Here is a 17,542-nt window from a genome sequence, read left to right as displayed (position 1 = left end):
GGAACCAAGCGAAGACATTCGCGCGGTAGCTGGAAAAGCGTACAAATTTAGAGTGCCAGAAATACTGGGATGAATAGGGTACCGAGAAAAGTTTGACACAAACATCCCTTTGACTTTGCTTGACATTTAAGAGACAGGTAGATATAATATGCTTTGTGTAAAATGAGACAGTGTGCCCGAGATCATCATGTTGTTTCTATTTTGTTCCTCTATTGAGGCACATCGCGTAACCTTACTGTCGGGTGAGGGTGTGTGAATACAAAATAGCTTCGTGACTGACTCGCATGTAAGGTGTCATTTTATACAATATAAAATGACTGAGGAGGAGCTATACTATGGCTCGATATACAGGTCCAGCTTGGAAAAAAGCTCGCCGTTACGGTATTTCCCTTTCTGGAACGGGAAAAGAATTAGAAAAACGTCCATATGCACCAGGTCAACATGGTCCGAACCAAAGACGTAAAATAAGTGAATATGGATTACAACAAAACGAAAAGCAAAAGCTTCGTTTTATGTACGGATTGAACGAAAGACAATTCCGTCGCACTTTTGATGATGCAGGTAAAATGAAAGGTGTCCATGGTGAAAACTTCATGATCCTTCTTGAATCTCGCCTAGATAACCTTGTTTATCGCCTAGGTCTTGCGAGAACACGCCGACAAGCGCGTCAGCTCGTTTCACACGGTCATATCACTGTTAATGGTAAGCGTGTCAACATTCCTTCTTACCGCGTGAGTGTCGGAGAAGCTATCGGTGTTAAAGAAAAATCCCAAAATCTTGACATCATTAAAGATGCGCTTGAAGTTAATACTTTCGTACCTGAGTATCTTTCATTTGACGAGAATAAACTCGAAGGGACGTTCACACGTCTTCCTGAACGCTCAGAGCTTCCTGCTGAAATCACAGAGGCCCTTATCGTCGAATTCTACTCACGTTAATTTGGTCACTATACAGTGTCACAAAAAGGAATCGGGCATATTCTGCCTGGTTCCTTTTTTGTCGCTCTCACACCTATACAAAAACTCTCAGCTTCCGGCACTTCACGGTAATCGAAGCAGCCCTTGCATTAATCCCCCAAGGTGTTGGGATGCTCGTGACCCGACAATGATCGGGAAAATGATTGATAAGATTGGTGCAAAATACGTGGTGATCGTCAGTCTTGTGCTTGCTAGCATCTTTATCCCTGGTCTATTCCTTACACATAAAGAGAAAATACAATAATAGGGTTGTTAGGACTTAGAGACCCGTCCTAACAACCCTATTTATCTACGATATGGCGACATCCATTCAGGATCTTCCGTATCTTTTTAAACACATCACTGTTATTAAAAAATTAAACACTGGACACTTCTTGCAATTCTTGGGCCGCTTCCTTATCTATAATCATTGTGACATGGGGATGCAGTTGTAAAAAAGAAGAAGGAATCCTTGGATCAATGTGACCATTAACTGTTTGCGCAATAGCTCTCGCTTTTTCTTTTCCGCTAGCTAACAAAAGAATATGCTTCGCTTGCATAATTTTTCCCATTCCTAAAGTGACAGCTCTTCTAGGCACTTCATCTATAGATGTGAAAAAACGCGCATTAGCCTGAATTGTTTTTTCAGTTAAAGGAACAACATGGGTTGCTACTTCTAAATCCATGCCGGGTTCATTGAACCCAATATGACCATTTTCACCAATTCCAAGAATTTGTAAGTCAATCCCGCCCGCTCGTTCAATAGCTTGCTCATAATCTCTTTGAACCTGCTCTTGCTTTTCAAAAACACCAGGAGGAATATGCACGTTCTCCTGATGTACATTCACATGGGAAAATAAATGATGCCACATATAATAAGCATAGCTTTGAGGATGGTCTTTACTCAGACCAATATATTCATCTAAATTAAATGTTGTAACATGGCTAAAATCCACTTTCCCCTGATGATACATCTGAATGAGTCGGTCATACATCCCTAGTGGTGTTCCCCCTGTAGCAAGACCGAGCACAGCATTCGTCTTTTTTATTAAGAAAGCCGCTACTTGATCAGCTGCTAATTGACTCATTTCCTCATAATGAGCGGTAACAATAGTTTGAATCATGGTTTATTCCTCCCAAGTCATTGGTCTATAGAACCCTAGATTAATTTCTGTCCTTGGGAATCAAACAGTCCAAGAAGCTGTGGATGATGACCAATACCACTTACAACGGCGACCTGGGCATTCGTGACAAAGATCTGGGTTCTAAAGGCATATAACACAGTATCCCCAACCGAGGCTTCATCTGTGGCCAACGTTCCATAATAATCAATGGAACCTGGCTCATTCGCTATGACATCAACCTCTTTCCAGTGACCTGGTCGTCCAACTAAAGCATGGTGCACGTGAGAGCGTGGATAAAATCCACCTCCAAAAACATGGGCATACCCATCAAAAAGATGGGAAATCTCAGAGACATACACCATAGCTGGAATTTCTGGCTGCTCTGTTTGGGCGTGCAAAGGTGTTGTACCTGTTAAGGCGTGTCCTGGCTCCCCTTGTGTGCCCCCCATTTCTTTAATAAGTGGCAGGGTTGTTGTGGAAGTTGCACTAGGTGTATTGATTTGCAGATCATGAAAGCCTCTTTCTTTTAATATACGCCCAGCTTGTTGCAAGGTTTTGAAATTTTGGGTAGGCTCAACCTTCCCTTGTTTTACGAGTAAACAAGGGAAATTCGTTGCCCCTTTAATGTGTACTCCAGGCAAGGCTGCAATTTTCTGTATTTCTTCCTCTAATGCGTCGAGAAAAATACCCCCCTTTTGTCCAGGATATAAAAAATCTGACCGGTCAACCACACGTAAAAGAATGTCCTGAGAATATCCTAGAGACATAGCAGCTTGAGAAACCACCTTGGCATTTTCATAGCTAAAAACTGTGACGACTTCAGGAGAAAGAGAGAGCATTTCCTTCATCATATGCTGAGGAATTTGCACAAGATGACCAACATGCCCGATGGGAATGCCATGCTTCCCCAGTACCCTTGCTTCCCATGGATCAACAGCTACCGCTTTCTGAAGACCCGCCTCCATAATTCCATGCGCTAACAATGGATTTCTGCCGATTTGCTTTGTCATAAAATAACATTCAACGCCTTGGCGCGATGCCTCAACTGCAATTTTTCTAGCATTTTTCTGAACCGCATCATAATCAATCACATACGTATTAGGAGAAATCAGACCTTTTCTATGAAAATAACCCGCAGTTTCTAGCAATTCGGGATTTCTTGCTTGTGTTGTGTGCAAAAACATTTCTTTTCCTCCTTGTCCCAAGATACTTCATGATGCTATGGCTTGATCAAGGAAGAATAAAAGCTTTGCCCATTTTCTGGCGCACGGACATCAAAGAAGTCTGTGACCGTTGCGGCGATATCGGACAAAGTCTTTCGATTTCCTAGGTCGGCCGCCTTAAATTGTTTTCCGTATGCCAGCAAAAACGTCTTTTCACGTGTATGTTGACTGTGACCAATCGTTGGATCATTGCCATGATCAGCGCTGATAATCAGTAGATCATCATCACTCATTTTTTCAAGTAGTGTGCTTAAATACTGGTCCACTGTAGAAATTTTTTGGGCATAACGCTCAACATTTTCCGCGTGTCCGGCTAGATCGGTTTCTTGAACCGTCGCTGCGATTAAACCTTCTTCTGTTTGATCCATTTGCTCGATAATGCATGTCATCACTTTATCGGTCTCAACAGCTGGAAAATGGCGTGCGCCCTCACACGTAATGACATCCTGCATTTTTCCGATCAGCACCACTTCTTTTCCGGCTTTTAACAATAAAGTCGTGGCCTGTGTATCAGGATTGATGCCATAGCCAAGATGGCGCACTTGATAGCCTTGCTCATAGACTCCCGATTTTGGAGAGTTCACACCGACCAGTCCATCCTGCCTTTTCTCCACTGCAGCCTGCAATTGTGCCGGAGAAACACGTTCGCCTCCAAGGGCGATCACACGATTCACCTTGACCTGTTGCCTAACAATTTGCCCAATGTTCAAAACCTCTTCAAAGGGGATCTCATCAAGAGCACCAGAAACGTTATAAATTTGTCCATAATCTGTCTCGATATTATCAGCAACAATGACTTTGCCATTTACCAATAAATAGGGCAGCGCCTCATCGGGCACCATCACATGGTAGCCTTGCTGCTCAAGGGCCCTCTTCACCTCGTCCATGACTTCTACAAAAGGAACCTTATGCGGTACTTTTGGCTTTGTTCCCATAATTTCATTGTGACCTGCAAAGCTATCTGCTCCCTCATGCTGCAAATTAAGTGTGCCGTAGCTTGCAAGTGCTTCTCTACCACTCAGGCGAGGATGATGTAAAAGCTGGTTAATCCCTAGGTGCTCCAATTGCGGTATGTTAATCGCTTCAGCTTGATCCAAAATATGATAAAACGTATTTGCTCCAATATCTTCAGGCCGACTCTCCTTTGCATCTTCCATATAGCCGACCCCAAGGCTATCTAGGATTAAAACAATTGCTCTTTTTTTCATGGGATCACTTCCCCTCATTGCTGTGTGTTATCTCTGCAATTGCCTTTGTTAAAATATCAATCACTAATTCTGCTCCAGAACGCATCGGGTTGATTCTTAAACCTGTTTTGAGTAATGCTGGATTGGCATCTAAAAAACTGCCGGAAACGCGATAGATCATTGGCAGAACCTCAAATCGGGATTCTGCACCGACTGGATAAACCGCAGCCCCGTATTTCTCACTGGCTTCAATGACCTTTTGGGCGATGGGCGTTTTCAACTCAACAATGACATTTTTGGATTGTGAGTTAGTGATATAGGCTTTCTTCACTTCAGGAATGACGCCTTGATTTAAGCGTTCATGTAATCGATCAATTTGTTCATTTTGCACGGCAATCATCACTGGAGCGCTGACAAGTGCTCTTAATAGCTCCATCGCTTCATAGCCTTGAACCTGACCCCCACCTGAATAATTGCGCTCATGGATGGTTCGAATAACTGATCGATCTCCAACAACAATACCAATGCCTGGAGGTCCCAGCAATTTGAAACCAGAAAAACAGGAATAGGTAGCGCCAAGCTCTACTCCCGTTTGTGGGACCTTTAAAGCCGTATAATTATCATCCACCACAATTGGAAGCTCTGGTCTAATGCTCTTTACTAATTGAATGAGGCTGCCAAGATCATAAACATCCTCTAATGTTTGCCGAGAGTGCTGAACATAAAAGACTTTGCATTCACTATGCCGGACCAACGCTTCGCGGAGGGCTTCAGAATCATTATAATTGGCTCGAATAGGGACAAGCCCCATCATCCGAATGGTCTCTTGGGTGGTTTTATAAATTGGACTCGTATGCATAAACAGGGACTCTCCAGGTGCTAGCAAAGCAGAGAGTGTCACACGGATCGCCGCTGTTCCTGCCCCCCGGACTAAAGCACAATTCTCCGTTTTAAAAAAATGCGAAAGAACGCGCTCGACCTTTTCCGTTTGCACCGGTCTTCCCTTTCCAGGAACGACCCCCAAATCTCCTTGGTTAAAAAACGCGCGCCCGCTAAATTCTTTAGCGATGGCTGTCGTTAACTGAAATTGCTTATCTTTTGCTTGTTCAAGATCCATTGTGCCAAGAATTTTTGGACTCATGGTTTGTCCCTCCTAAAAAGATAAAAAGCGCCGTGGATTGTCTATCATCATCGTTTCAATTTCTTTATCAGATACCCCTCTTGCTTTCAGCGCGGGTAGAAACTCTGTAAATAAATGCTCATAACCAAAACCTCCGTTGACTTTGAGATAGGATTTCTTCGTGATGTCGCAAGATAGCATCAGTTGCTTTACATAGCCTTTTTCCAGTAAAAACAACACATCCTCCACCCTCTCATCATTTAAGCGATAATTGTTTTTGCCAATCGTATCAAACTGAATGTATACACCTGCCTTCAATAAAAATTCGTATTCATTTCGATTGCCATTTAAATCCTGATGTCCGATTGAAATTTTAGATAAATCATTATCACATTCAAAAAATAACCTCAGTTGCTCCGAGCCCATCGTCCCTAGTTCACAATGTGTGCTCAATGGTGCGCCTGTGTCTTTTTGTGCTCGAGCAGCGGCTCGAAACACCTTTTCCTCAGCCACAGTAATTGCATTTAAACTACTGCCGATTTCAGAAATTATCCCGGCGCAAATCCCCGTATTTCCTATTCCCTGTGTCAGTTCTTGCACAAATAGCTCATAGATCTCATCTTCGGTCATCTCAAAGACATGGGGCGGATAATAGTCCTGCTTATAAAAGCCAGTGGCTGCCACAATTGGAACACCGTGCTTCTTGGAAAGATTCTGCAATGCAATGACATCGCGCCCCATCCCATGATTCGTGACTTCTACAATACCGCCACAGCCCGCAGAGATTAGTCGACTAAGTTCTTCATTCAATTCATCCGATTCCTGTAAAATGGGGTCTTGATCTTGACGGATATGAGAAAGATCTAGGACAACATGTTCATGAATCAGTGTTTGACCCAAAACTTGTGGTTCCTGTTTGCCCGTCACAGTCTGTATTGTTTTTGTCATATTAACCACCTTTTTCATTTTGAAATACCTGGGCGAAAGGCGAGGATAACGCCCCTTGGTTCGTTATCCTCCAACTATTCAGATTTATGCAATTTTCCTATACATCCTATTAAGGCGTAAATAAATGCAAGAAATAAAGAATATTGAGCAATATACCTGTTACTATTGCGCCAAGCGGAGCCACTGCAAGACGAATAATTGGCCGCCCAGTTGCTTCGTTGATAAAATAAAGAATGGCAAAAATCGTAAAGCCTGTGAAATCACCCATTTTAATAACAGCTAAGACTGAACCAATTAATAGGGCAATTTCCATCACCATACTGATTGATGTCCGAATGTTATCAGATGCTTCTCTTAACGCAGGAAATCTTTCGAGCACTTTACCTAATCGGGAAAGCACCAAGACTTCCAATGAGAGCATAGCTGCCCCAGCTAAAGCTGCTAAGATGGGGTTCGGCATGATGTACCCGATAGGCAAAACAAAGGTTAAACCAAGCACACCATAGACACCCGTTGTTAGCGCTGTTGTTGCAATCAAAGGAATAAAGCCGATGGCCCTCAAAAAGTCAGCCAAAGCCGCTTGATGCACTAACGAACTCGAGTGCGAGGCGCTTTTTGCAGTATAGGCATCATGAAGTGTATAGACAGAGACCTCAGAGCCGGCAAAATAGTGCAGGTTAGCAATGACAGCCACCAACGCCCCAACGATGGCGAAAAACGGAAGTCCTTTATAGATCCTTGTCGTTCGCTCTTCAAACAGTGATTCTCCTTCATCTACTCCCTCATCTGCCTTGCTTTTACGATCCTGCCACAAAGCAAATATAACGAGTAGAATGGTTCCAATAAATAATTCTCCAGCCTCTGGAAGTAAACTAATATCCTTCGGTAAAAAGCCTTGTGCGATGAACGTGCGGACTAACAACACAATAGCCGCTGAGAAAACCCCTTTTTTCCAGCCGAATTGATAAATAATTGCTAATACAGGGAATAGTGCAAACCCTGCTAATACAGGAGAACTCAGTTGTCCTAATGCACCGATAAAGTCAACTGGGAAAAGCGTAAAAAAGGATTGCACAACGGTCAAACCACTGACAACGGCTACACCCCACGCACAGCCTAACACAGCTGCTAGCCAGGCTGATCCCGCAAAGACACCTAAGATATCCGTCGGCAAAAATAGCAACCAAGGATTTAATAATCCCGTTGAAAGGGTAAAGGAAATCCCCACAGAAGCAATGAAGCCAACGCTAAGACCAAAGGCAATCGATGACATTTCTGGACGTTTCATTCGTCCTTCGATCAATTCAGGCATGAGTGGACGTAAACCATCATGAAACACGGCACGTCCATAATAGGATAATAAAGCGGTTGCTGTTGTCGTCAATGCAACAAGAATAAGCTTTAAAATTGAAAAATCCATGTCCATCCTCCCTATCTCAATAACTTAACTATTGGCTGCTCACGATGCTGTCTGTATCAGTCTTATACATCGACCTTTCTCTATGCTTGTTTGAACGCCAATGACCAAATCTAACTAAAATCAAATGTCGCTAATTTCTAACTCAATGCTTTAATGTATTGCCGTTTTAAGGCAATAATTTCATTAGAAGTGGTACAGCAGGATCAACTTGATCACTTGTAAATCCAAATGCTTTTGCGCCTTTATCGATCGCCTCCTGTACCTTTTGTTCCTTTGGCGGTCTGCCAGCCATACCGATGGTGACGCATTTGTCTCTGCCTAAAATGCCGTAAGCCATCCCTAACGCGCCACCTGCCCCACTCTGACAAGCACCAATATAATAATCAAATTCTCCTGCCTTAACTTTTCTAGCTGCAATCATATCGGTAAAGATTTCTGCTGTCACATCTGCACGTCCGCTTTTGTCAATGGCATCTTTAATTTCCGATTTACTTAATTGACCACCGATAGCAATTTTAAGCATTTTTATATTCCCCCTATTGACTCGTTTGTGTCATGCACTCTAACCCTTTGAAACAGTGTTCATCCCTAATCCTCATCTTCTCTCTATTCTCTTTATCACTTCCCCTCATTGAGCTGAAAGACAGTTGCATAATGAAGATGTAAATAATTTTTTTCCTCATCAGGCAGCGGATTCCCATATTGCTGTTCAATAAAAGCTATCTCACATTCTGTGCGGTCACTATACCCTGCCGCTTTTACTTGCTGTAATACTTCGGGGGAGGGTCCAACAATTTCCTCACCCCGTTCCAGCCGCGTAATGGCGGATGAAAGATGCGTAAATAACATTTCACCTTGCACAATATCCTCTTTGGCCAACAGCCTAGCAAGACGCTCAAAGGTTCGGACTGTTACTGTAACCGCTTTATCAGTGATCACTTCTGTTTCTTGTAAAAGTGCGAGCCGTTCATCTAACTCTATTTTGTCCATTTTCTCAACCTCCAATTTACAGTATTCAGTATATTAAGCGCAAAAAAATTAATAACGCGGGAAACGCTCCCCCTTTTCTACCGAAAGCTGAGTCCGACATACCGATTCAACATCAAGCAAAGTCATCTGCTCCTTCACCTCATGCCGCATTCCATCAACAATAATGGTTGCTTCTGAAGCTTGCTTAGCAAGAGTACGCGCTTCCACAGACTGAAACTCACCTGTTTGGAAGGTTTGGACAGAACGCACTTCATCGATGTTCCAAACGGCTGCATCTAAATCGCCTTGCTTCAGCATATCAAACAGCTGCATGTAATTGGTATCTACAAAATCAACCGCAATCCCCTGACACTCATTAAGCGTGATATTCGCTTGGTCTGAAGAAGAACGGTCAATTCCAACCCGCATACCCGCTTCAATCCGGCGCTTGCTAGAATCAGAGAAAAACACCTTATGCTCGGTAACATACGTGCCTGGTCCGAAGGTCTTGATGATTTCCAGTCCCTTATTATTAGCGATTGCTTCTTTTGCAGCCATTAATGAAAGAATGGCAAAATCATATCTTCTAGCCTTCAATGCCTCCACTCGCGTCCGAGACCCTCTCATATAAGCTAAGCTGACACGCTTATTCAAGTTATCGAACACATCAACAATCCCGGTTGCTAATCCCTCATACTTTTTGGAATAAGGGAGCGGCATAACACCAACCAAAGGGCCGATTCCGGCAATTTCAAGCAAAACGCTTACATCTTTGCTTTTTAAAAATGTTCCAAGATGCCCTCTAGATTCCAACTCAATCGCATTCATAAGCTCTAATAGCCTTAAAGCACCTTGGACTGTTCCTCTTCCCAAGGAAAACTTATCACAAAAATCACTAACTCTCGGAATCCGCCCACCATTTTCAACAGAAAGGAGGTCCTCTGCAATATTTTTGGCAGCTAATCCATTTTTAGAATATAAACTTTCCCATGTCCTAGTCATACTATGCAAACGTCCTTTAAATTCAATATACATTTTTTTGTATACTGATAGTATACCATCTCTTACTAGAAAAGCAAAGCCTTTAAGCAAAAAAATCAGAAAAAAGTGTCGAAATGAATACAAGAAAACCTCTATAAGCTTTTTTCCTAAAATGGAGGTGCTGGAGTTATAACTAGAAAGCAAAGGCACTTTCCCCTTAAGCTATCCCCGCTTTTAATATAGACGCCCCTCTTTCCCGGTTTGCCAAAATATATTACAATAGGATTGATCTAAATCGAGTCTACTTATCTATTTATGAGAGACGAAAAGCAAGTTATGTATACATAGTCAATGCACTAATTGTGAAAGGTTGAAGTTCGCACGTGTTGGGAGGAAAGCATATGAACTTTAAATCATCAACTCTGTGGAAGCACCTCAAAACCGCTTATGAGTGGTTAAATGAAAAAAATATATTCAAAGGCTTTCGCATTAGCTATAAAGTCGCTTGGAACTTATTTTTAATTTTTGTTTCAATTCTTTTTATCGGGGGATTTTTTGCCGGAGGCGTCGCCGCCGGTTATTTTGCATCTTTAGTCAAGGATCAGCCAATTTTAGATTACACAACCCTAAAGAAAGATATCACCAATTATTCGGAAACGAGCTCGATTTATTTTGCTGATAATAAATCATTGGGACGCTTACCGTCTGACTTAATTCGCACAGATGTTTCCCTGAAAGACGTTTCCCCATTGTATATTCACGCCCTACTTGCCACTGAAGATCAACTCTTTTATGAACATCATGGTGTTGTTCCTAAGTCTGTTTTTCGTGCGGTTTATCAAGAGCTTACAAACCAACCGGTTGTCACAGGTGGGAGTACCATCACCCAACAGCTTGTCAAAAATCAAATTTTAACCAATCAAGTTTCCTTTGACCGTAAAGCGAGAGAGATTTTACTGTCGTTAAGAGTAGAGAAGTTCTTTAATAAGGATCAGATTTTACAAGCGTATATCAATGTTATTCCCTTCGGAAGAAATTCCATGGGACAAAATATTGCGGGTATCGAAGCCGCGGCAAAAGGAATTTTTAATGTCGATGCCAACCATCTTAATTTAGCTCAAGCCGCATTTATTGCGGGATTGCCAAAGAATCCTTTTGCTTACACACCTTTTGAAAATTCTGGGGGAGTCAAAAAGGATATCTCCCTTGGCGTTAACCGCGCACACGTTGTTTTAAAACGCATGCTTGATGCTGGCTATATAACCAAGCCACAATATGATGAAGCGCTCAAATATGATTATAAAAAGCACTTCGCTAAGGAAAAAGAACCTTCGAATCTTAAATACCCTGCACTCATGGCTGATATTCGTGAACGAGCTGAAAAGCAATTAGCGATAATTGCCGCCAATAAACAAGGGTATGACGGTAAAAAACTAGAGGAGGATGCCACACAGCTCAATAATATTGAATGGCTCACCGCCGTCCAAAAGAGTCGAGGCACCAATCGCAGCATTCAGGAAAACGTAGAAAAGTCAGGTCTTGATTATAAGAAGGTTAAAAAAAATGCCGATTTATTCAATCAATATCTTGATAATGCTAGCAAAGCGTTAGATAGTAACGGCTACAAAATCTATACAACCGTCAATAAAGATATCTATGATAAAATGCAAGCTGCTGCCAATCATTCCAGTGCTTACGAGCCAGATAAAATCTTTAATACGGTTGATCCCAAAACCGGAAAAAAGGAAACCTTACATTTTCCGATGGAAGTGGGGTCAGTGTTGATCAAGAATGATACGGGTGCGATTATTAGCTACGTTCCTGGGAGAAAGGATAAGGCCTATCAATATTCCAAGGTGAATCATGCGACCCAAACGACAAGGCAAAACGGCTCAACCATGAAGCCGTTGTTGGATTATGGGCCTGCGATAGAAAATGGGCTCCTCTCACCAGGGACCATCATGGCCGACTTACCCACCAAATTCCCTGGTGGATATGAGCCCCATAACTATGGCGAGGCTGGAAATGGCCTTTTCCACGGGCTGGAAACTGCCCGACAAGCGCTGGCATTATCGCATAATATCCCAGCTTTAGAAACCTATTATGATGATCGTCAGCATTTTGAACCATTAAATTATTTGAAGAAGATGGGCTTCACTTCTCTTCTCTATCCTGATAAGGGACCGTTGCCAGTCGGTATTGGGGGTCTGACAAAAGGAGTAACGGTAGAAGAAAATACCAATGCCTATGCCACCTTCGCCAATGGTGGGAATTTTGTCGATGCCTACATGATTGATAAAATTACAACCAATGACGGAAAGGTGATTTATCAGCACAAGGTGAAACCCGTGAAGGTCTTTTCACCGCAAACCTCCTACTTGGTCGTTGATATGCTACGGGATGTTATGAAAGGTGGAGGAACTGCTGCCGATGTCCCTGGTCGATTGAAATTCAGCAGCGACTGGTATGGTAAAACAGGAACCAGTCAGGATTGGCATGATGGGTGGTTTGTTGCTTCTAACCCCAATGTCACATTAGGCATCTGGACAGGCTTTGACCAGCAACAGGTCAATATTAACGGCAGTGTACATTCGCTTGAACTCAGCCATTCTAATTATCACTACAATCAATCCATTCTTTGGTCAGCATTTGCCAATGCCGCTTATGATGTTGATCCAAAACTGATGGATCCTGATAAAAGCTTCAACATGCCTGGTGGCATTGTCAAACGGACCTTTTGTGGGCTAACGAATGGCCCCGTGACGAGTTCATGTAAAAGTGCAGGGTTGACCGTTACTGATCTTTTCAATTCTAAGTACTTACCAACTGGAAAGGGTCAATTATCGGTGAGCCAAGGCGCATTTGTAACGATAAATGGGAAGAAATATCAAGCCTTGTCTTCGACACCTAAAGAATTTACAGATAAAGGGGGCATTCTTGATACTAGCTTTCTTAAGACACGCTTCCCTTACTTAATCACAAGCCAAATCAAAACAAGTCTTAAAGGCGGCAGTAATCTCAATTCGGTCCAAAGCTTCCATGCGGATAGTAAAGCTCCCGCCTCACCTGGCAGTGTCCGACTCAGTGGAAAGAATCTAAGCTGGTCACGAAGCGCTTCAAATGATGTCGTGGGTTACTATATTTATGGCTCCACTAGTGATAATAATTACCATAAGCTTGCCGCTATTAATGCTAATGACAGCTTAAATTATAAGATTTCTTCGGATGCTAATCACTTTTATGTTGTTGCCGTTGATATCACTGGAAAAGTATCTAAAGCCACCTCCATTGTTACAGTAAAAAATGACGCTGCAGATAAAAAGACAGCAGCCACTGATGAGAAAAAAGCATCAACTTCTAATGAAGCCAGTGACAAAGAGACAAACAAAAGTAAGGAAGACGAAACCAAGACACAGGATAAAAATCAAGAGACTCCTCAAAAGGACGATCAAAACACGAATCAAGACAAAGAAAACGCTCAAGAAAAAAATGAATAGGAACACCATTAAGGCGTTAGTGGTATTCCTTCTCTTATCGTAGGAATAGAAAAGGCTCCATGGCGAAGATGCTTTCACCATGGAGCCTTTTTTTATTTGAGAGGCATGCTTACAAAACCTTTAAAGAACTGAAGGACGACGCTCATGCAATGTGCTATCTTCCTCTCCTAAACCAACTCTCGCTCATATAAGAAGGAGGGCATGAGCGCCCTCCTTCTTAAGCATTATTCTATTGTTGAACCCCGATATTCCATTCGATGTGGTAGAACAACTGTATTGTCGTCCACCTTTTCTTTATTCATATACTTTGTTAACAGGCGCATGGCGACCGCACCAATATCGTACATCGGTAAAACAACAGACGAAAGTGTCGGCCGAACCATTTGCGCTAAACGTGTATTTTCACAACTGACCACTTCAATATCATTAGGAACATTTAATCCAGTATCCTGAATTTGATGGATGACCCCAAGTGCCATTTCATCGTTCGAAGCAAAAATAGCTGTTGGTGGCTCCTGAAGCGCCAATAATTGTTCGGTTGCCTCTTTTCCAGAATCATATGTATAATCACCTGCGATGATTAGCTCTTCATCTGGTTTAATGTTGCCTTCTTTTAAAGCGCGATTATAGCCCTCGATTTTCTTTTTGCCATTGATAGGATCGTGAAGAGGACCAGAGACAGCTGCAATTCTTTTGTGTCCGCGATCAATAAAATAAGAGACGGCATCATAAGCTGCTTGATCATAATCAATGTTAACCGATGGAATCGTCTGACGTTCATCAAGCGTAGCAGCTAAAACAATGGGTACGGGTGATTGCTTGAATTCCTCGATTAAGTTATCAGAAATTTTTCCACCCATGAACACGATGCCGTCGACTTGTTTTCCAAGCATTGTTTGAATTAAGTGAAGCTCTTTGTCCTCATTTTGATCAGAATTGCTCAGGATAATATTATATTTGTACATGGTTGCAATATCTTCAATGCCACGTGCAAGCTCTGAAAAGAAAATGCTCGAAATATCAGGAATAATAACACCTACGGTAGTCGTTTTCTTACTTGCCAGACCACGAGCCACAGCATTAGGGCGATAGCCAAGCCGTTTGATTGCGTCCTGTACCTTTTTTCTTGTGGTTGGTTTCACATTAGGATTTCCATTAACAACACGAGAAACGGTTGCCATTGACACGCCTGCTTCTCTTGCTACATCATAAATTGTTGCACTCATTTTTATTTCCTCCTTAGGTCCGTTCCTTTTTAAGTCTTATTATAACCAAAAAAGTGTTGTTTTGGTGCTATTTTATACAATTTTTATCTCTTTATTGTGCAATTATGTACATTATTTGACGATTTTCTAGTGAAAACCCCCATTTTCGCAATCCCTACTCTTGGTTGTCATGAACCCTTACACGAGAGAGCCACTGACTAAGGTGACGCTCAAGTCTCCCACTAGACCAAGCTCCCCCCATACTTAGCCAATGAAAACAGCAGCATTATGAAATCCATTCTCCATTATCCACCTGCAATGTTATCTTTTCAAATGTTCACATGGAGATCACCAAATACTAGTGCTTTTAGCTATTCTGACGCTGACTTCATAATACAAGCGAAAAAAGGCCAACTTCAGCGGCCTTTTTGAAGGAAAAAGCTATTATTTTTCTTCTTCAGCATCTGCTACTTTGTCGTTTTCCTGTGTCTCTTTGTTCAATTCAATGCCAGTAACAGCTGTATTTTCCGACGCTCTCGTATTGATACCGATAGAATCAGGTAAATCCTTCATTTTATTCGCTAACTGAGCAGATTGCTCGGATACTGTCTTTGCTAAGCTTGCTGATTTTTCCTTGGCGATGACGGCAAGATCGCCTCCCTTTCTCTTAACCGCCTGTGACTGTGCATTCAGATCGCCTCTGAGCTCTTTGCCTGATTTTGGCGCAAAGAGTAATGCTGTTACCCCTCCAACAATTCCACCGACTAGAGCACCAATCAAAAAATCCTTGGTATTGATATTATGATTGTCGTTACTCATCGCTTCTCCATCTCCTTAATGTTGTTTTAATTTTTTATTTTTCCACTTATGCCACATGTCAATAGCCGCTTCAGTCCATTGAACAGCCCTTGCAATTTCATCAGAATGCCTCTCACTCTTCTGAACAACATTTTGTGTGACCTGTTCAATCGATGCATTCACTTTGTGAACAGATTCACCAATACCTTTAACAGACTCAAAAACAGGCGTTAGAGCTTGTGTTCTTTCCTGAATATCTGCTGTCAACTGATTTGTCTTATGTAGTAATTCTGTCGTTTCATGTGTAATGCCATCCATTTGGTTCACAACATCATTTAGTGTCCCTGATACATTTGCCAAAGTATGCTGTACCGATCGAAGAGTTTGAGCTACAAAATAAACAAGGACGGCAAATGCAACTGCAAGTAAGGCAACACTAAGATACAATATTAATTCCACCAGACTAGCCTCCTTTTAACTCTACTACCCGTTATATTTTTCTTTTAAACATGAAAAAGTATTCTTAAATAGCGGCGAAGCATTGTGAGGGTGCTTTAAAAAGCAGCAGATGCAAGGATTCTGGAACACCAGAAAGGAAACGTGGAGTCAGCAGGAAAGCTTCGTTCTAACCAACTAAAGCAGAGCTTAAAATGAGTCACCCAACTGCATAGCCCTACACCATCCGTAAACAAGGCTTTTCTTCATTTTTTCCCAAGCACAGCTCTTGACACCATTCTACATGAAAGAGGCTAGTGCCTTCAACCTCTTTCAGTAGAAAGCCTAAAAGAAAGGACCATCATTTTTCAGTCGATGCTAAAAGTGCTTCATAGGCTTTTTGATATTTTTGAATATCTCCAGCTCCCATAAATAACAAAACAGCGTCCTCATACTGTTTTAACTGATCGATTGTCTCCTCACGAATCAATACCGAACCCGGAATTTTGGCCTGAAGATCATCGATGGTTAAATCGCCATCGGTCTCACGTGCTGAACCAAAGATATCACATAGATAAACTCTATCTGCTTCCTTTAGACTTTCAGCAAACTGATCAAGAAAGGTTCGAGTTCTCGTATAGGTGTGAGGCTGAAAGATAGCAATGACTTTTTTATTAGGCCACTGGTTCTTCGCCGCATTAATGGTTGCTTTGATTTCTGTCGGATGGTGCGCATAATCGTCGACAATATGCTGATTTCCCAATGTCCGATGGCTGAACCGACGCCTGACCCCTTTAAAGGTCATCAGACGTTCTTTAATGACATCTGTAGGCACTTTTAAATAATGACAAAAGGCAATGACGCCAAGGGCATTTAATACATTATGTTCTCCAAAAGAATTGATTTGAAACCGTCCATAATGATCATTTCTTACATAAACATCAAAAGCCATGCCGTCATCGTTTCTCTCAACATTGCGAGCTTGAAAGTCATTTTCCTCACTGAAGCCATAATAAATCATCGGAACATTGCTTTTTATCTGCTGAAGATGAGGGTCATCCCCATAGGCAAAGATGGCTTTTTTTACTTTTAGAGCCATGGATTGAAAAGCATCAATAACGTCACTTAGATCCTTATAATAATCCGAATGATCAAAATCGATATTAGTCATGATGCAGTAATCAGGTTCATAGTGTAAAAAGTGGCGGCGATACTCACAAGCCTCATAAATGAAATATTGGCTGTTCTCCACCCCTTTTCCCGTGCCATCACCGATTAGAAAGGATGTAGGCGCAAAGCCGCTAAAAACATGCGCCGCGAGTCCCGTTGTTCCCGTTTTCCCATGAGCACCTGTTACCGCAAGACTTGTAAAGTGTTTCTCATATTCACCCAAAAAGTCAAAATAACGAAATATAGGTAAGCCTAGCTCTCTGGCGCGAACCATTTCTTCATGATCATCACCAAAAGCATTGCCGCAAATAATGGTTTGACCTTCTTGTATATTATTTTTATCAAAAGGAAATAACGGAATATTTCTCTTTTCCAACTCAGCTTGTGTAAAGAACCACTTCTCAACATCCGAACCCTGAACCTCTTCTTTTCTATCGTGTAGGATTTGAGCAAGTGAGCTCATTCCAGTCCCTTTAATGCCAACGAAATGATATTTCGTCATAACACAA

Annotated in this window: 15 protein-coding genes and 1 pseudogene; 3 read left to right on the top strand and 13 right to left on the bottom strand. The window is 42.0% G+C overall.

The features are described 5' to 3' along the window. The first annotated feature begins 335 nt into the window (after positions 1–335). Together rpsD and IEW82_RS20130 are read left to right on the top strand one after the other, a co-directional pair. Positions 336–938: a 30S ribosomal protein S4 gene (gene rpsD, locus IEW82_RS18670; protein WP_188698610.1), complete on the top strand. Its 603-nt coding sequence runs from the start codon at positions 336–338 to the stop codon at positions 936–938. Positions 939–1,027: 89 nt separating this feature from the next. Next, positions 1,028–1,200, top strand: a pseudogene (locus IEW82_RS20130) (MFS transporter); the annotation flags it as partial. 133 nt (positions 1,201–1,333) lie between these two features. Here the strand turns inward: IEW82_RS20130 and nagB are convergent. The 9 genes from nagB to yhfZ form a co-directional block, all read right to left on the bottom strand. Continuing rightward, on the bottom strand, positions 1,334–2,077 hold the full coding sequence (gene nagB, locus IEW82_RS18665; RefSeq protein WP_188698621.1) for a glucosamine-6-phosphate deaminase: 744 nt from the start codon (positions 2,075–2,077) through the stop codon (positions 1,334–1,336). 38 nt (positions 2,078–2,115) lie between these two features. Beyond that, the gene (locus IEW82_RS18660) at positions 2,116–3,264 is read right to left on the bottom strand and encodes a YhfX family PLP-dependent enzyme (RefSeq protein WP_188698597.1); all 1,149 of its coding nucleotides are present in this window, start codon (positions 3,262–3,264) and stop codon (positions 2,116–2,118) included. A 35-nt stretch (positions 3,265–3,299) separates the two neighbouring features. Continuing rightward, entirely contained in the window at positions 3,300–4,511 is a 1,212-nt protein-coding gene (locus IEW82_RS18655; RefSeq protein ID WP_188698594.1) for a phosphopentomutase, read from the bottom strand. A gap of 4 nt (positions 4,512–4,515) precedes the next feature. Continuing rightward, entirely contained in the window at positions 4,516–5,631 is a 1,116-nt protein-coding gene (locus IEW82_RS18650; RefSeq protein WP_188698591.1) for an aminotransferase class V-fold PLP-dependent enzyme, read from the bottom strand. A 12-nt stretch (positions 5,632–5,643) separates the two neighbouring features. Beyond that, on the bottom strand, positions 5,644–6,558 hold the full coding sequence (locus tag IEW82_RS18645) for a phosphotriesterase family protein (RefSeq protein ID WP_188698588.1): 915 nt from the start codon (positions 6,556–6,558) through the stop codon (positions 5,644–5,646). A gap of 109 nt (positions 6,559–6,667) precedes the next feature. Beyond that, entirely contained in the window at positions 6,668–7,978 is a 1,311-nt protein-coding gene (locus tag IEW82_RS18640; RefSeq protein ID WP_188698585.1) for a YhfT family protein, read from the bottom strand. Between the two features lie 166 nt (positions 7,979–8,144). After that, entirely contained in the window at positions 8,145–8,501 is a 357-nt protein-coding gene (locus IEW82_RS18635) for a DUF2620 domain-containing protein (protein ID WP_188698582.1), read from the bottom strand. Between the two features lie 95 nt (positions 8,502–8,596). Then, entirely contained in the window at positions 8,597–8,968 is a 372-nt protein-coding gene (locus IEW82_RS18630; RefSeq protein WP_188698578.1) for a PRD domain-containing protein, read from the bottom strand. 48 nt (positions 8,969–9,016) lie between these two features. Beyond that, positions 9,017–9,949: a GntR family transcriptional regulator YhfZ gene (yhfZ, locus tag IEW82_RS18625; RefSeq protein ID WP_188698565.1), complete on the bottom strand. Its 933-nt coding sequence runs from the start codon at positions 9,947–9,949 to the stop codon at positions 9,017–9,019. A 380-nt stretch (positions 9,950–10,329) separates the two neighbouring features. Here yhfZ and IEW82_RS18620 point away from each other — a divergent pair, with 380 nt between their 5' ends. Then, positions 10,330–13,425, top strand: coding sequence for a transglycosylase domain-containing protein (locus IEW82_RS18620; protein ID WP_188698562.1), 3,096 nt, complete (start codon positions 10,330–10,332; stop codon positions 13,423–13,425). A gap of 224 nt (positions 13,426–13,649) precedes the next feature. On the opposite strand, the gene ccpA is transcribed toward IEW82_RS18620, so the two are convergent. From ccpA to murC, 4 genes are all read right to left on the bottom strand, one after another. Beyond that, the gene (gene ccpA / locus IEW82_RS18615; protein WP_188698559.1) at positions 13,650–14,651 is read right to left on the bottom strand and encodes a catabolite control protein A; all 1,002 of its coding nucleotides are present in this window, start codon (positions 14,649–14,651) and stop codon (positions 13,650–13,652) included. 423 nt (positions 14,652–15,074) lie between these two features. Continuing rightward, positions 15,075–15,449 carry a YtxH domain-containing protein gene (locus IEW82_RS18610; RefSeq protein ID WP_188698556.1) on the bottom strand — a complete coding sequence of 125 codons (375 nt, stop codon included), beginning with the start codon at positions 15,447–15,449 and terminating at the stop codon, positions 15,075–15,077. A gap of 15 nt (positions 15,450–15,464) precedes the next feature. Next, positions 15,465–15,887: a DUF948 domain-containing protein gene (locus tag IEW82_RS18605; protein WP_188698553.1), complete on the bottom strand. Its 423-nt coding sequence runs from the start codon at positions 15,885–15,887 to the stop codon at positions 15,465–15,467. Between the two features lie 337 nt (positions 15,888–16,224). Beyond that, positions 16,225–17,535, bottom strand: coding sequence for a UDP-N-acetylmuramate--L-alanine ligase (gene murC, locus IEW82_RS18600; RefSeq protein ID WP_188698551.1), 1,311 nt, complete (start codon positions 17,533–17,535; stop codon positions 16,225–16,227). Positions 17,536–17,542: the final 7 nt, after the last annotated feature.

This window comes from Pullulanibacillus camelliae (genome assembly GCF_014642655.1).
Classification (GTDB): Bacteria; Bacillota; Bacilli; order Bacillales; family Sporolactobacillaceae; genus Pullulanibacillus; species Pullulanibacillus camelliae.
This window is presented reverse-complemented; position numbering and strand designations above follow the sequence as displayed.

Coding starts and splice junctions, on each gene's coding strand:
- IEW82_RS18635 (WP_188698582.1), bottom strand. CDS start 8,501: ATGCTTAAAATTGCTATCGGTGGTCAATTAAGTAAATCGGAAATTAAA.
- IEW82_RS18640 (WP_188698585.1), bottom strand. CDS start 7,978: ATGGATTTTTCAATTTTAAAGCTTATTCTTGTTGCATTGACGACAACA.
- IEW82_RS18645 (WP_188698588.1), bottom strand. CDS start 6,558: ATGACAAAAACAATACAGACTGTGACGGGCAAACAGGAACCACAAGTT.
- murC (WP_188698551.1), bottom strand. CDS start 17,535: ATGACGAAATATCATTTCGTTGGCATTAAAGGGACTGGAATGAGCTCA.
- IEW82_RS18660 (WP_188698597.1), bottom strand. CDS start 3,264: ATGTTTTTGCACACAACACAAGCAAGAAATCCCGAATTGCTAGAAACT.
- IEW82_RS18630 (WP_188698578.1), bottom strand. CDS start 8,968: ATGGACAAAATAGAGTTAGATGAACGGCTCGCACTTTTACAAGAAACA.
- IEW82_RS18610 (WP_188698556.1), bottom strand. CDS start 15,449: ATGAGTAACGACAATCATAATATCAATACCAAGGATTTTTTGATTGGT.
- rpsD (WP_188698610.1), top strand. CDS start 336: ATGGCTCGATATACAGGTCCAGCTTGGAAAAAAGCTCGCCGTTACGGT.
- IEW82_RS18650 (WP_188698591.1), bottom strand. CDS start 5,631: ATGAGTCCAAAAATTCTTGGCACAATGGATCTTGAACAAGCAAAAGAT.
- IEW82_RS18655 (WP_188698594.1), bottom strand. CDS start 4,511: ATGAAAAAAAGAGCAATTGTTTTAATCCTAGATAGCCTTGGGGTCGGC.
- IEW82_RS18620 (WP_188698562.1), top strand. CDS start 10,330: ATGAACTTTAAATCATCAACTCTGTGGAAGCACCTCAAAACCGCTTAT.
- yhfZ (WP_188698565.1), bottom strand. CDS start 9,949: ATGACTAGGACATGGGAAAGTTTATATTCTAAAAATGGATTAGCTGCC.
- ccpA (WP_188698559.1), bottom strand. CDS start 14,651: ATGAGTGCAACAATTTATGATGTAGCAAGAGAAGCAGGCGTGTCAATG.